Source organism: Collimonas sp. PA-H2, assembly GCF_002564105.1.
Classification (GTDB): domain Bacteria; phylum Pseudomonadota; class Gammaproteobacteria; order Burkholderiales; family Burkholderiaceae_D; genus Collimonas.
The window spans coordinates 2,840,516-2,854,345 of sequence record NZ_PDBX01000001.1 but is presented as its reverse complement, the minus strand read 5'-3'; the positions used below and the strand labels follow the sequence as shown (position 1 = coordinate 2,854,345).

12 protein-coding genes are annotated in these 13,830 nt (G+C 58.8%); 4 read left to right on the top strand and 8 right to left on the bottom strand.

Features of this window, described 5'->3' with window-relative positions; all coding sequences use genetic code 11:
• Positions 1–13 precede the first annotated feature (13 nt).
• The 5 genes from msrP to BCF11_RS12970 all read right to left on the bottom strand — a co-directional run bounded on the left by msrP (position 14) and on the right by BCF11_RS12970 (position 5,908).
• On the bottom strand, positions 14–994 hold the full coding sequence (msrP, locus tag BCF11_RS12990) for a protein-methionine-sulfoxide reductase catalytic subunit MsrP (RefSeq protein ID WP_098495093.1): 981 nt from the start codon (positions 992–994) through the stop codon (positions 14–16).
• A gap of 76 nt (positions 995–1,070) precedes the next feature.
• The gene (locus BCF11_RS12985; RefSeq protein ID WP_098495092.1) at positions 1,071–1,742 is read right to left on the bottom strand and encodes an HAD family phosphatase; all 672 of its coding nucleotides are present in this window, start codon (positions 1,740–1,742) and stop codon (positions 1,071–1,073) included.
• A gap of 4 nt (positions 1,743–1,746) precedes the next feature.
• Positions 1,747–2,892, bottom strand: coding sequence for a c-type cytochrome biogenesis protein CcsB (ccsB, locus tag BCF11_RS12980; protein ID WP_098497480.1), 1,146 nt, complete (start codon positions 2,890–2,892; stop codon positions 1,747–1,749).
• A 101-nt stretch (positions 2,893–2,993) separates the two neighbouring features.
• Positions 2,994–5,168 (bottom strand): cytochrome c biogenesis protein ResB, encoded by a 2,175-nt coding sequence (locus BCF11_RS12975; RefSeq protein ID WP_098495091.1) that lies wholly within the window; start codon positions 5,166–5,168, stop codon positions 2,994–2,996.
• A 74-nt stretch (positions 5,169–5,242) separates the two neighbouring features.
• Positions 5,243–5,908 carry a cytochrome c gene (locus tag BCF11_RS12970; RefSeq protein ID WP_098495090.1) on the bottom strand — a complete coding sequence of 222 codons (666 nt, stop codon included), beginning with the start codon at positions 5,906–5,908 and terminating at the stop codon, positions 5,243–5,245.
• 201 nt (positions 5,909–6,109) lie between these two features.
• Here BCF11_RS12970 and yihA point away from each other — a divergent pair, with 201 nt between their 5' ends.
• The 4 genes from yihA to BCF11_RS12950 all read left to right on the top strand — a co-directional run bounded on the left by yihA (position 6,110) and on the right by BCF11_RS12950 (position 10,602).
• A complete protein-coding gene (gene yihA, locus BCF11_RS12965) occupies positions 6,110–6,832 on the top strand; it encodes a ribosome biogenesis GTP-binding protein YihA/YsxC (protein WP_098495089.1) in 723 nt (240 codons plus the stop codon).
• 238 nt (positions 6,833–7,070) lie between these two features.
• The gene (gene hemB / locus BCF11_RS12960; RefSeq protein WP_098495088.1) at positions 7,071–8,084 is read left to right on the top strand and encodes a porphobilinogen synthase; all 1,014 of its coding nucleotides are present in this window, start codon (positions 7,071–7,073) and stop codon (positions 8,082–8,084) included.
• Between the two features lie 81 nt (positions 8,085–8,165).
• Positions 8,166–9,470 (top strand): sterol desaturase family protein, encoded by a 1,305-nt coding sequence (locus BCF11_RS12955; RefSeq protein WP_233212469.1) that lies wholly within the window; start codon positions 8,166–8,168, stop codon positions 9,468–9,470.
• Positions 9,448–10,602: a magnesium transporter CorA family protein gene (locus tag BCF11_RS12950; protein ID WP_098495086.1), complete on the top strand. Its 1,155-nt coding sequence runs from the start codon at positions 9,448–9,450 to the stop codon at positions 10,600–10,602. Before BCF11_RS12955 ends, BCF11_RS12950 begins: the two co-directional genes overlap by 23 nt.
• Positions 10,603–10,694: 92 nt before the next feature.
• Here BCF11_RS12950 and BCF11_RS12945 read toward each other — a convergent pair whose 3' ends face one another.
• The 3 genes from BCF11_RS12945 to cutA all read right to left on the bottom strand — a co-directional run bounded on the left by BCF11_RS12945 (position 10,695) and on the right by cutA (position 13,737).
• Complete coding sequence (locus tag BCF11_RS12945) at positions 10,695–11,336, bottom strand: peroxiredoxin (protein ID WP_098495085.1); 642 nt, start codon at positions 11,334–11,336, stop codon at positions 10,695–10,697.
• 222 nt (positions 11,337–11,558) lie between these two features.
• On the bottom strand, positions 11,559–13,412 hold the full coding sequence (gene dsbD, locus BCF11_RS12940) for a protein-disulfide reductase DsbD (protein WP_098495084.1): 1,854 nt from the start codon (positions 13,410–13,412) through the stop codon (positions 11,559–11,561).
• The gene (gene cutA, locus BCF11_RS12935; RefSeq protein ID WP_098495083.1) at positions 13,405–13,737 is read right to left on the bottom strand and encodes a divalent-cation tolerance protein CutA; all 333 of its coding nucleotides are present in this window, start codon (positions 13,735–13,737) and stop codon (positions 13,405–13,407) included. Before cutA ends, dsbD begins: the two co-directional genes overlap by 8 nt.
• Positions 13,738–13,830: the final 93 nt, after the last annotated feature.

The following is a 13,830-nucleotide window of genomic DNA, read 5'->3' as shown; positions in this document are numbered from 1 at the left end:
CAGCGGCCCGTCCTTAAAAGTACTTCTTCAGGTCCATGCCCGAATATAGCGAAGCGACCTCGTTATAGCCGTTGAACATCAGCGTCTTGCGCTTCTTCGCGAAGAAACCGTCTTCGCCGATGCGGCGCTCGGAGGCTTGCGACCAGCGCGGATGATCGACGTCCGGATTCACGTTTGAATAAAAGCCATACTCGCGCGCCGCGGCGATATTCCATGCGGTCCTCGGCTGGTCTTTGAGGAAGCGGATCTTGACGATAGACTTGGCCGATTTGAAACCGTATTTCCACGGCAGCACCATGCGCACTGGCGCCCCGCTCTGGTTCGGCAAGACCTGGCCGTACATGCCGAAGGTCAGCAGGGCCAGCGGATGCATGGCTTCATCCATGCGCAAGCCTTCCACATAGGGCCACTCCAGCACCGGCGCACGCAGACCCGGCATCTGGCGGTTATCGGCCAGCGTCGTGAATTCGACATATCTGGCGTTGGCGGTCGGCTCGACTTTCTTGATCAGCGCCGCCAGGGAATAACCGATCCAGGGGATCACCATCGACCAGCCTTCGACACAGCGCAGCCGGTAGATGCGCTCTTCCAGCGGCGCCAGCTTCAGCAGGCTGTCGATATCCAGCGTCAACGGCTTCTTGACCTCACCCTCGATCGCGATCGTCCAGGGCCGTGTTTTCAGGCTGCCGGCGTTTTCGGCCGGATCGGATTTATCGGTGCCGAATTCGTAAAAATTATTATAGGTGGTGGCGTCTTTATAGGACGTTGCCTTGTCCATGACGACATACGCCTGGTTAGGCTTGGCCGCCAGCCTCTGGCCGTCGCCGCTTTGCGCCCAGGCTTCGCCGCCGCTCAATTGCAACAGCGAGCCGGCACCGGCGGCGCCTACGGCCATCTGCTTGATAAAGCTGCGGCGCGATTCGAATATTTCCCGCGGCGTGATTTCGGAAGCAAACGGCAGGTCGATTCCATTGGGGCGGCGATATAGCGGCATGTGATGCTCCTGCAAGGTAAAGATTAAGCTTAGTCAGATAAGCTGACGATTCCTTACAGACGCGCAGGAAAACCGCTTATCCCGAAATTTGGATATGGTCGTGCAGTTCCGCCAGCCGGGAAATGATGGTTGCCTGGCGTGGAAGCTGTGCTTCCACCTGCTCCGGCTGCAAGGCAAATACCTGCATGCCGGCAGCAACCCCGGCTTGCACGCCCGGCAGGCTATCTTCGACTACGGCACAGCGGGAAGGTTCGACGCCCATGGTCCTGGCGGCATGCAGGAACAGGTCCGGCGCCGGTTTCCAGGAACCGACTTCGTAGGCGCTGAAGATGCGGCCTTCGAAGTAAGGCCAGAGACCGGTGACGCTGAGCGACACCTTGATCTGGTGCAAAGGACCGTTGGAGGCCATGCAGAACGGGACTTTCAGCGATTGCACCAATTCCAGCGCGCCATCGATAGGCAGCAGGCGCCGGTGCAGCACCGGAGCGATGCGATCGCGCAAGACCTTGGTGAAATCGGCCGGCAGGGAGCGACCGAACATCTGTTCCAGTTCGGCCACGCAATCGGCCATGCGGCCACCCTTGAAGCGCGCCAGCGCGACCTCGGCCGACAGCTGCATGCCAAGCTCGGCCAGATAGTCCACCATCACATCGGTTGCCACCGTTTCACTATCGACCAGGGTGCCGTCGCAATCGAAAATCACCAGCTCTACCGGCGCATTGCTTGAATCTGCTGCTGGCTTCGTCATCCGTTCACAGTTCTCCGTAAGAATGCAGGCCGGACAGGAACATGTTCACGCCGAGGAAAGCAAAAGTGGTCACCAGCAAACCGATCAGCGCCCACCAGGCCGCAATGTGGCCGCGCAAACCCTTCATCAGGCGCATGTGCAGCCAGGCCGCGTAATTCAGCCAGACAATCAGCGCCCAGGTTTCTTTCGGATCCCAGGACCAGTAGCCGCCCCATGCTTCCGCCGCCCACAGGGCGCCGAGGATGGTGGCGATGGTGAAGAAGGTGAAGCCGACCGCGATCGCCTTGTACATGACATCGTCCAGCACTTCCAGCGCCGGCAGGCGGTCGACCAGGTAGCCATGCGATTTCAGCAAGTAGGCCACCGCCACCATCGCCGACAGCGCGAAAGTGCCGTAGCCGATGAAGTTGGCCGGCACATGGATTTTCATCCACCAGCTTTGCAGCGCCGGCACCAGCGGCTGGATCTCCGCGGCGTCGCGCGACACCATGTACCACAGCAGGAAACCGACCGCGGCCGAGATCACCAGCAGGACAAAGGCGCCCAGCTGGCGGGTGCGGTAATGCTGTTCGTAGTAGAGGTAGAACAGAGCGGTGATCAGGCTGAACAGGACGAACACTTCGTACAGGTTGGAAATCGGGATGTGGCCGATATCGGCGCCGATCAGGTAGGACTCGTACCAGCGCACCAGCATGCCGGTAAAGCCCATCACCACCGCCGCCCAGCACAGCTTGGAGCCGATCGAGGCGCCAAAATCCGAACGCGTGATCAAACCGCCCCAGAAGAACAGGGTCGACAGGAAAAACAAGGTGCTCATCCACAGGATCGCCGACTGGCTGGAAAGCATGTATTTGAGGAAGAATTTCTGGTTGGCCATGTCGAGCACGCCGCCGTACATGGCGATGGCCGACAGCGACAGCACCGCCAGCAGGGCCATCAGCCAGCGCACCGATTTCCAGTGCCAGCCGAGCCAGGCGAAAGTCGGGCCGGCCAGCACCAGCACGCCTTTCTCGTAGTAATCCATATGGCTGCCGTAGCGGTTCAGGGCGAACAGCGAGGCGGCCACCAGTGCGATGGCGAACAGCCAGTCAATCACGGATAGCCGCTTGAAAAAGCTGCCAGGCGGGGAATACGTTTGCGTCAGTTCCATCATCTTCTCCATATCGTTCAGCTCTTGCGCGGAAAATCCCAAAATCGCAGCGGAACGTCCATCTTTTTATTTGCGGTGCAGCGCCAGCATCGGTAAGACTCCTAGGCCTTCGGCTGCGCTTCTGCCTGCATCAATTGTGTTTTCAACACTTCAAATTCTTTTTCAAAATCCAGCGTCTTGCGCTGTGAACTCATTGCCATCAGCGCGTGCGAGCCGTCGGCCGCATCCCTGTCGGGACGGACCCATACCCACAGCCTGCGCTCACGCACGTACAGCATCGAGAACACGCCCAGCACCAGCAGCAGGCAGCCCAGGTAGACTACCTTCTTGCCTGGCGAGCGGGTGACCTGGAATACCGATGCCTTGATTTCGTCAAAGCCGGTCATCTGCAGATACACAGGTGCATTATAGAAGCTTGCATCCGACAGTGCATTGGTGCTCAGCTGCAGGAAGCGCGCATGCTTGTCATTGGCTGACAATTCCTTCAATCCATCTTTCTCGCGTGCAACCTGCCACAGATCCCACATGCTGCCGTTGAGGATCTTCATGAAGATATCCGCGGCCTTTTCCTGCTCCTGCTGCGGCACCTGCTCCAGGAACCTGGAAATCGCCATGTAGCCAGCTTCTTTGCCGTCGCCGGCGAACAAGGACAAGCCGCGCAATGCCGATTGCTCCAGCTGCACGCGCAGGGTGGCGATGCCTTCCCGGCTCTCCGGAATCGCGCGCTGCGCATAGCGATGGGCGGCAGCCGCGCGCAGCTCCGGACTCATCAGGGCGGCGCGCAAGCGCATCCACTCCTGCAAGCTGTCTTCGTCATCGGCCGGCATCCGCAGGTAGCGGAACGGTTCGTCCGGCGCGTCGCGCACGCCGGCCAGGAAGACATAGGCATCGTCGACCTTGATCGACTGCATGTAGTTGCTGAATTCACGCGCCTGGCCAGTCTTGTCGCGCAGCTTGTATTGCACGCTCGGGCCGACATTCCGCAAATCCTTCTTGAGGGCGCTTTTTGCCGCATTGCCAAGATGGCTGCTCAGATCGTCGCTCAAGCGCTGGTTGAGGCTCTTGGACTTGGTCACGGCACGCAGATCGTCTCCCGACTGAGCCATATTCTCCACGTTAAACGGGCGGAAACCAGACCATTCAATCGTATAGTCGTTATTACCGTGGCTGGCTAACGCAGGATTGGCCAGGGCCGTGCTGCCGTTGACCTCGCCGCTGACCGGGAAAGTGGTCGCGGCAGCACCCGTCATCGGATAAGCAGTCAACCTGAGCTTGCTGCCGCCGTCTTCGAAGCTGGACTGGTACACCGCGATGCCCTTGTAGATCAGGGGCTGGTTGACCCTGATGGTGGCCGGGAAAGTATGGCCGTCGGCATTATCCTTGATCACCACTTCGCTGGCGAACAGCTTGGGCATGCCGGTACTGTAGAAATCGATGATGAACTTCTTCAGCTGGATGGTGAACGGCAGGTCCTGGATCATCACGCCATCCTTTTGCGGGATGATGGCGGTGCTGCTGGCAGAACCTTCCGGTATCAGGGTATTGCCGCGGAAAGTCGGGTTGCCCAGTCCGAGCCGGTGTTCCGCCGGGATTTCCGCGATGACGCCGTTACCGTTGAACGGTGTCTTGCCGTAGATCCATTGCTGCGCGCGGATCGGCAGGTCCGAATCCAGTAAACCGCCTATGCAGATGATCACGATGGCGCTGTGAGCAAAGATATAACCCCATTTGTTGGCCGCGCCTTGCTTGGCGGTGATCAACGTGGCGTTGTCCTTGGCCACCAGCTTGGTCTTGTAGCCCTTGGCGGCGATGCGCGCCACCAGTTGCTGGGCCAGCACCGCTGGCGCGGTCGTCGAAGTCCATTCCGCCTTGTGATGAAAATTGCGCAGTGATTGCTCACGCACGTTTTCACGCCAGCTACGCATGTCTTTCAGCATCTTCGGCGCATTGCGGGCGATACACAGCGAGGTCGAGATCACCAGGAAGGTCATGATCAGCAGGAACCACCAGGACGAATACACCGCGTACAAACCTAGCTTGCCGAACACTTCGAACCAGAAGGGGCCAAACTGGTTGACGTAGTTCGGCATCGGCTCGTTTTGCTTGAGCACTGTGCCGATCACCGAAGCCACCGCAATAATTGTCAGCAAGCTGATGGCAAAGCGCATCGATGACAATAATTCAACTGCGTCCGCCAGCCAGCGGCGGCTGGTCTTCAGCTGTATCCCGGCGGTGCTGATGTCGTTACTTGCGTTTTCGTTGTTGCTTGTGCTCATAGCCTGTTTGTCTTTTTGAAAAGAAAAAGGGGTGGCCTAGGCCACCCCTGAATGCATTTTTTATTATTATTTTGTTACTTCAGGCCGGCGATATAATCGGCTACCGCTTTGATTTCATCGTCAGACATGCGCTTGGCGATGGTCGTCATCATCGGCCCGTTCTTGCGCGCGCCGGTGCGGAAATTGGTCAGCTCGGTCACGGTATAATCCTGGTGCTGGCCGCCGATGCGCGGGAACTGGGCCGGAATGCCGGCGCCGTTCGGGCTGTGGCAGCCTGCGCAGGCCGGCACGCTCTTTTCAGCGATGCCGCCGCGATAGATTTTTTTGCCCAGAGCCAGCGTATCCTTGTCCTTGGCAGCGCCCGGCTTGGCCGGTTGCGCATTCAGGTAAGCGGCGATGTTTTTCATTTCATCGTCGGTCAGCAGCTTGGCCAGCGGCGACATGATCGGATTATTGCGGTCGGCGCCCTGGAAATTGGTCAGTTGCTTATGAATGTATGCATCGTGCTGGCCACCCAGTTTCGGGTTGGCGCTGATGGTCGATGCGCCGGCGGCGCCGTGGCAAGAGATACAGGCGGTGATGTTACGGGCCGGGTCGCCATTCGTATAGAGTGCTTCGCCCTTGGCTGGATCGGCTTTGGCAGGCGCCGCTTTTGGTTCGTCCGCTGCATGGGCGGCGGTAGAAAGCGCGACAACTGCAATGAAGAAAGCTTTCACTACTGGAAAAAACGCACGGTTCATTCAAACACCCTGACTTGATTTTAGAATTCTGCCCTGATGGGTACCATACTGGGGCGACCCCAGCCATATCAATCGATTGCCCGACTCCCAAAAGCCATTAATTGCACACACACGCCAAGCGAAACAGCAGTACATAACCCCTTATTGTACAATAGCTTTCCGGCATTTTTGCCTCCCCTTACCGCATTTTCTGCTCATTCCATGTCCCTACTTTGGCAAGCCCGCTTCTTTACCACGGTCAATCATCTTCGTGACTTGCCAACCTTGCAAGTACCCGAGATCGCTTTCGCCGGCCGTTCCAACGCCGGCAAGTCGACCGCCATCAACCTTTTGTGCAACCAGAAGAAGCTGGCTTTTGCGTCCAAGACTCCCGGCCGCACCCAGCACATCAATTATTTTTCCATAGGCGGCGCCCACGTCGGCCAGCACCGCAAGGATGAAACCAAGATCGACGAGATCCGCGCCCTGCTGGTCGACTTGCCCGGTTACGGCTATGCCGAGGTGTCCGGTTCCGCCAAGCTGCACTGGCAACAATTGCTGGGCGACTACGTGCGCCGCCGCGAGCAGCTGGCCGCGCTGGTGCTGATCGTCGACTCGCGCCGCCCCTTCACCGAACTCGACGTCCAGATGGTTGAATGGTTTGCACCTACCGGCAAGCCCATCCATTGCATCTTGAGCAAGTCGGATAAACTTAACCGCAACGACGCCACCAACGCCTTGCGACAGGCGCGCACCTTCCTGGCAAGCTATGTTAACGAGAACAATGAGCAGCTGCCGTTCACCGTGCAATTGTTTTCGGCGCTGAACCGCAATGGCCTGGAAGAAGCGAACGACAAGATCGTGGAACTGGCCGGCCTGAATAATCTGACCGCAGGCGGAAATGATTCTGATGATGCGGCGGGGGAAGAAGACAGCTCTGTTTAGTCTGTGTGCTAAACATAAAAAAGCCCTGGAGAAAGGGGAATATCTCCAGGGCACAATGCCTTATCACCAAAAGCGATACGGCCCCGCTCAGGGAGGGAAGCGGGAGGCGAATGATGCACCTATTGCTAGGAGCCGGTAGAGACTGAAAAAGTTCACGAATTTTTTTATTTTCGACGAAAATATTAGCGATGCCTGTATGCAAGGTCGCTCCCATCCACCCGATATCTCAAAAACCGCTATGCCACATTCACATAAAACCGCCCAGTTCCCCGCCATCCGCATGCGCCGCATGCGTAAAGATGCGTTTTCGCGCGCCATGATGCGGGAAAACGTCATCACCACCGCGGACCTGATTTATCCGGTCTTCATTCTGGACGGCAAAAATCAGCGCGAGAAAATCAATTCAATGCCGGGTGTTGAACGGCTGTCAATTGACTTGCTGTTAAATGTGGCGGAAGAGTGCGTAGCACTGGGCATACCGGTCATGGCTTTGTTCCCGGTGATCAATCCGTCCCTGAAAACACCGGACGGCATCGAAGCCACCAATCCGCAAGGGCTGATCCCGCGCGCGGTGCGCGAGCTGAAACAGCGCTTTCCTGAACTCGGCATCCTCACCGACGTCGCGCTCGATCCCTACACCAGCCACGGCCAGGACGGCGTGCTGAATGCGGACGGCTATGTCTTGAACGACGAAACCTGCGCGATCCTGGTCAAGCAGGCGCTGACCCAGGCCGAGGCCGGCGTCGACATCGTGGCGCCGTCCGACATGATGGATGGCCGCATCGGCGCGGTGCGCAATGCGCTGGAAGCACATCATCATATCTACACCCGCATCATGGCTTATTCGGCCAAGTATGCATCGGCCTTCTACGGCCCGTTCCGGGATGCCGTCGGTTCTTCCGCCACGCTGGGCAAGAGCAACAAGAATACTTACCAGATGGATCCGGCCAACAGCAACGAAGCCTTGCATGAAGTCGCGCTGGACCTGGCGGAAGGCGCCGACATGGTGATGGTCAAGCCTGGCATGCCTTACCTGGATATCGTGCGCCGCGTGAAAGATGAATTCAAGGTGCCGACCTTTGCCTACCAGGTCAGCGGCGAGTACGCGATGATCAAGGCCGCCGCGCAGAACGGCTGGCTGGATCACGACAAAACCATGATGGAAGCCATGCTGGCGTTCAAGCGCGCCGGCGCGGATGGCGTGCTGACTTACTTCGCACTGGATATTGCGCGCCACCTGAAAAAAGGCTGAGCGCAAGCGCATGTAATCGTCAGGCTGTTCGGTTGACGATTACATGCGCATTATTAGCGGCGCACACCGGCAGCGCTCGCCATGCCTTCAAATAATAAGCAGCGCCGACAGGGCGACGAGGAGAGCGGCATGCAAGAGAAGGTGATCACGCTGGCGACGCCAGTGTTCTTTCTATTGATCTTCATCGAGCTGCTTGTGGGCCTGTGGCGGGGACGTAACACCTATCGCCTCAACGACGCCATCAACAGCATCAGCCTCGGCGTCCTCAGCCAGGTTTCCGGCGTCTTCATGCAGGTGCTGCGGGTTGGCATCTACGCCTGGCTGGCGAGCCATATCGCATTGTTCAAGCTGCCAACCGGCAGCATCTGGGTCTGGCTCTCCGGCTTGCTGCTGTACGACCTCTGCTACTACTGGCTGCACCGCTGCGGCCATGAAGTCAACGTCTTGTGGGCCGCGCACGTGGTGCATCATCAGAGCGAGGACTACAATCTTTCCACCGCATTGCGCCAGACCAGCAGCGGACCGATCCTGGGCTGGATTTTCTATGTGCCGATGGCGCTACTGGGCTATCCAGTGGAAGTATTTGCGGCGCTGGCGCTGATCGATCTGCTGTACCAGTTCTGGGTCCATACGCAGCAGATCGGCAAGCTGGGCTGGCTGGACCGGGTGTTTGTGACACCTTCGAATCACCGCGTGCATCATGGCGTCAACGACATCTATCTGGACAAGAATTACGGCGGCATCCTGATCCTGTGGGACCGCCTGTTCGGCAGCTTCATTGAAGAACGCGCGCAGGAGCCGGTGGTGTATGGGACACGCAGTCCGCTGCGCAGCTGGAATCCGTTGTGGGCCAACGTTGAAGTGTATAAGACGTTGTGGCTGGATGCCTGGCGCACGCAGCACTGGCGCGACAAGCTGCGCGTCTGGCTCGCCGCGCCGGGCTGGCGTCCCGCCGATGTCGCTGCAAACTGGCCGAGTGTGTCCTTCGATATCGCCCGGCCGCTGTATCATCCGCAACTAAGTCGCGCCGCGCAGGTCTATTGTCTGCTGCAGTTCGCCATCCTGCTGCTGGTCACCACCCATTTCCTGGCGGCGCAGGTAGCCATGCCATGGCTTGCCGGACTGGGTTATGCCGCCTGGCTGACCGCGGGACTGTGGGTAGTCGGCGGCCTGATGGAGATGCGGCCGCGCTACATCGCGCTGGAAGCGATACGCCTGGGCGCTACCAGCCTCGGCGTGTGGCTTGCCAGGGCATGGTTCGGCGCGGTATCCCTGACACCGCTTATGCTGGGCGCCATTATCCTGCTATCGCTAGCTTCGATGATTGCGCTCTGGCCCATATTTAAACGCTCATCGATAATGCATGGACATCTTTCTCATCAGTGACAACCAGGTCAGCCAAAGCCAGGAAATCCCGGACGCCGTGCCGCTCAAGGGTTTTCTCTGGATCGACGCCACCCACGAAGAAGTAGCCGCCGACCCCGAAGCCTGGCGCGGCGCCATCGAGCGCGCCACCGGTGTGCAGATCTACGATCCGCACATGACCGACACCCTCAATCCGAATCATCCTTCGTATTTCGATTCGACCCAGGATTACGGCATGGTGGTGTTCCGCAAGCTGATGCTGAACGGCGCGGCAGGCAACGGCAATTCCCAGGCGCCGGCAGGCAGCGAGGACAAGTCCGCCGCAGCACCGGCAGCAGCAGCCGACGAAGGCGGCAAACGCAAGATTCCGGCGGCCCTGAGCAAGCTGGCTACCCAGCCGGTCACCTTCCTGATCATGGATCACGCCCTGGTCACCGTCCACGAACGCTACAGCCGCACCATCGACGCCACGCGCACGCGCCTGCTGGATCTGTGCAACAAGACGGAAAAGACGCCGCATGCGATACGCCTGCCCGCCTCGCCGGAAGACTTGCTGCTGCGCCTGATCAACGCCATGGTGGACCAGTACCTAGACCTGCGCCAGCCCCTGACCACGCAGCTGGACCGCTGGCAGCGCGCCCTGCTGGATCCGCGCCGGCCGTTCAAGGACTGGATGGCGCTGCTGGATGCGCGGATTGAGTTGCGCAAGCTGGAAAACCTGTGCGAAGAACAGCACGACGCCATGCAGGAGCTGCGCGATTACTTCGTCGACATCGACGACGGCATCGAAATCAGCCGCGCCAAGGACTTGCTGCTGGTACGCATCAACGACGTCATGGAACACATTACGCGGGTCTTGAACCACGCGCGCCGGCTGGAATCGTCGATCGAATCGGCGGTGCAAATCCACTTTTCCGCGGTCGCCCACCGCACCAATGAAATCATGCGCACGCTGACCGTCATCACTGCATTGTTCATGCCGCTGACCTTGATCACCGGAATCTTCGGCATGAACTTCGAAGTGATGCCCTTGCTGAAAAACGCGGTCGGATTCTGGCTGACGATGGGCAGCATGGCCTTGATCGTGGTGGCCATGCTGGTGTTCTTCCAGCGCCGGCGCTACCTGGAAAGCCAGGCGCTGGACCGCCGCTGAACACTCATCAGCCGAGCGCTGAATGAAAAACCCCGCCTGAACATGGGCGGGGCTTTTTTTCCATCTCGCCGTTCATACCGGCGACCACAAAATCAATCGCGATTAGGTTGCGGCGTCAGGCGTAGATAAGGACGGATCGCCTTGAAGCCCTTGGGGAATTTCTGTTTGAGAACCTCGGGATCCTGCAACGATGGAATGATCACCACATCCTCGCCATCTTTCCAGTTGCCCGGCGTGGCCACCGAATAATTGTCGGTCAGCTGCAAGGAATCGATGACACGCAGGATTTCATCGAAGTTGCGGCCGGTGCTGGCGGGATAGGTGATGGTCAGGCGCACTTTCTTGGCCGGATCGATCACGAACAATGAACGCACGGTAGCGGTTGCGCTGGCATTCGGATGGATCAGGTCGTACAGTTCCGAGACCTTGCGGTCGGCGTCCGCAATGATCGGAAAACCCACCACGGTGTTTTGCGTTTCGTTGATATCCTTGATCCATTCCTGATGCTTGTCGGCAGGGTCGACAGACAGCGCGATCACTTTGACGCCACGCTCTTCAAACTGGGATTTCAGTTTGGAAGTCAGGCCGAGTTCGGTGGTGCAGACCGGCGTGAAGTCGGCCGGATGTGAAAACAGCACCACCCACGAAGCGCCGGCCCAATCATAGAAATTGATCTTGCCGAGCGAAGAATCTTGTTCAAAATCCGGGGCGACGTCGCCAAGGTGTAAAGTCATTTCAGTCTCCTTTTGATTGCGCAGGGTTAGCAGCTTGCGTAGAACTAAAACTATAGCGTTGCAGCCGCCATAGCCTAAAGAATTTTATCGACTATCTACATAACCAGCGGTTTGAAGCATTCGGGATCGCGCATGCCGATAGGTATCGGCTCACCCATTCTACTCCTTCAACGCGCCGGTATTTTTACGTGCGGCTATAAGCACTGCACGCCGGCATGGCGATCATTTTTTTGTATCCAGAACCGCCAGGGATTGCAGGAACTTATCGGCATTCTGATAGCCGATCACGCGGCCATGCGGTGCTTCCTGCCCCTGGCCGTCAAAGAAGATGATGCCGGGCGGCCCGAACAGATTGAAGCGCTTCAGCATTGCCTTGTCATTCTCGTTATTGGCGGTGACATCGATTTGCAGCAGAACCATCTCGCCGAAGCGCGCTTGCACGCGCGGATCGGTAAACGTGAGTTTTTCCATTTCCTTGCAGGATACGCACCAGTCGGCGTAGAAATCCAGCAGCGCAGCCTTGCCGTTGGTCTGGGTCAACGCCGCATCCAGCTCCGCCACCGACTTGACCTTGATGAACTGGGTATGGGCGCTTTCCTGTTTGCCGCTCAGGTGCGCCAGCGGCGCCAATACGTCGCGCCCACCGGTCATGCCGCCGACCAACTGGACCACGCCTGCCACCATGAATACCACACCGGAGGCCTTGGCGAACCAAGCAGTAGACGATTTATCCCACAGCAGATAGGCGCCGTAGCCGATACCCAAAGCCGCCCAGCACAGAATCTGCGCCAGCGCGGGAATCACCGGCGACACCATCCACACCGCCACTGCCAACATCAGCACGCCAAAGAAACGTTTGACCGATTCCATCCAGGCGCCGGCGCGCGGCAACAGCGAACCGGCCGAGAGGCCCACCAGCATCAGCGGCAAGCTCATGCCGACCGCCATCGCAAACAATGCGCTGCCACCGACCGTGACATCGCGCGTCTGGCTGATATACACCAGCGCTCCGGCCAGCGGCGCCGCCACGCAAGGTCCAACGATCAATGCCGAAATCGCGCCCATCACAAACACACCGAGCGTCTTGCCGGCGGACTGCTGATCGGAGGCCTTGCTCAGCTTGGTCTGGAACGCTGCCGGCAGCTGCAGCTGATAGAAACCGAACATCGAGAATGACATCAGCACCATCAGCAGGGCAAATGCCGACAATACCCAAGGATTCTGCAAGGTGGCGGCCAAGCCTTCGCCGGCCAGCCCGGCAGCCACGCCCAGTGCCGTATAGACCACCGCCATGCCGAGCGAATAATCGAGGGAGAGCAGGAAACCGCGTTTGCGGCTGACTTGCGTGCCTTCGCCGACGATGATCGAAGACAGGATAGGCACCATCGGCAGCACGCACGGGGTAAACGCCAGGCCCAGGCCTAGCAGCAGGAACAAGGGCATGATCACCAGCAGCTTGCCGCCTTTCAGCGAGGATTCGATGCGGCCACTTTCCGAGTCAGGCGCAGCCGATTGCGGAGCACCGGCCGCCGCCTGAGTAGCGTTGACAGCCGGGCTGGCATTGCTGGCCGCCGGCGCTTGCGGCGTATCCATCGCCGCGTTGGCGCCTTTGGCGATGCCGATGGCGCTCAGCAAGCCACCGCCACTGTTGCCGCCGGTGGTCGACAGGCTGACGCGGGAATCCATGGGAGGATAGCAAAGGCCCTTGTCAGCGCAGCCCTGGCCGGTGGAAATCAGCGTGAAGCTGCCGCTGGCCTCGACCGGCAGCCGGATGGTGACGGTGTGGTGATAGGTTTCAACATTCTTGTTGAAAGTCTGGTCGAACTTGACGGTGCCGGCCGGGATCTGCGGCTCGCCCAAGGTGGCGCCTTCGGCCTTGAAGTGGAAGCGCTCGCGGTACATATAGTAACCGTCCGCGATGGCATAGGTCACCTCGGCGGTCTTGGCATCGGCCATGCGGGCGGAAAACTTGAACGCCACTTCCGGCGCCAGGTAATCGTCTTCCTCGGCATGCGCCAGGGTAAAGGCGAACAGCATGGCAAACAGCACTGACAATTGCTTGAGAGACTTAAACATTCACGTCCTTTTCGGTTTCTGCGGTAATCCAGTCCAGATAGGCCGGCAAACCGGCCACAATCGGTAAGGCAATAATTTCCGGCACGGCATACGGATGCACAGCCTTGATCGCGCTTTCCAGCTCCGCGTAGCGATGCACCGCGGTCTTGATCAGCAGGGTCGTTTCGACCGCTTGTTCGACCTGGCCTTGCCAGCGATACACGGATTGCACCGCCGGCAGGATATTGACACAGGCCGCCAGCTTGCGTTCCACCAACTGCTGCGCCAAGGATTGCGCGCTGGCAAGATCGGGCAAGCTGGTGAGTATAAGCAAGGCTTCTGACATAGTCGAACTCTTTGATCTATCCTTACAGCGCGCACCATGCACGCCACTTGATTGCGCAACAAGCGCGCAGAATGCAAAAAAGCCAGGCTAGGC

Coding starts and splice junctions, on each gene's coding strand:
- ccsB (WP_098497480.1), bottom strand. CDS start 2,892: ATGGAACTGACGCAAACGTATTCCCCGCCTGGCAGCTTTTTCAAGCGG.
- BCF11_RS12975 (WP_098495091.1), bottom strand. CDS start 5,168: ATGAGCACAAGCAACAACGAAAACGCAAGTAACGACATCAGCACCGCC.
- BCF11_RS12955 (WP_233212469.1), top strand. CDS start 8,166: ATGCCTTCAAATAATAAGCAGCGCCGACAGGGCGACGAGGAGAGCGGC.
- dsbD (WP_098495084.1), bottom strand. CDS start 13,412: ATGTTTAAGTCTCTCAAGCAATTGTCAGTGCTGTTTGCCATGCTGTTC.
- cutA (WP_098495083.1), bottom strand. CDS start 13,737: ATGTCAGAAGCCTTGCTTATACTCACCAGCTTGCCCGATCTTGCCAGC.
- msrP (WP_098495093.1), bottom strand. CDS start 994: ATGCCGCTATATCGCCGCCCCAATGGAATCGACCTGCCGTTTGCTTCC.
- BCF11_RS12970 (WP_098495090.1), bottom strand. CDS start 5,908: ATGAACCGTGCGTTTTTTCCAGTAGTGAAAGCTTTCTTCATTGCAGTT.
- yihA (WP_098495089.1), top strand. CDS start 6,110: ATGTCCCTACTTTGGCAAGCCCGCTTCTTTACCACGGTCAATCATCTT.
- BCF11_RS12950 (WP_098495086.1), top strand. CDS start 9,448: ATGGACATCTTTCTCATCAGTGACAACCAGGTCAGCCAAAGCCAGGAA.
- hemB (WP_098495088.1), top strand. CDS start 7,071: ATGCCACATTCACATAAAACCGCCCAGTTCCCCGCCATCCGCATGCGC.
- BCF11_RS12985 (WP_098495092.1), bottom strand. CDS start 1,742: ATGACGAAGCCAGCAGCAGATTCAAGCAATGCGCCGGTAGAGCTGGTG.
- BCF11_RS12945 (WP_098495085.1), bottom strand. CDS start 11,336: ATGACTTTACACCTTGGCGACGTCGCCCCGGATTTTGAACAAGATTCT.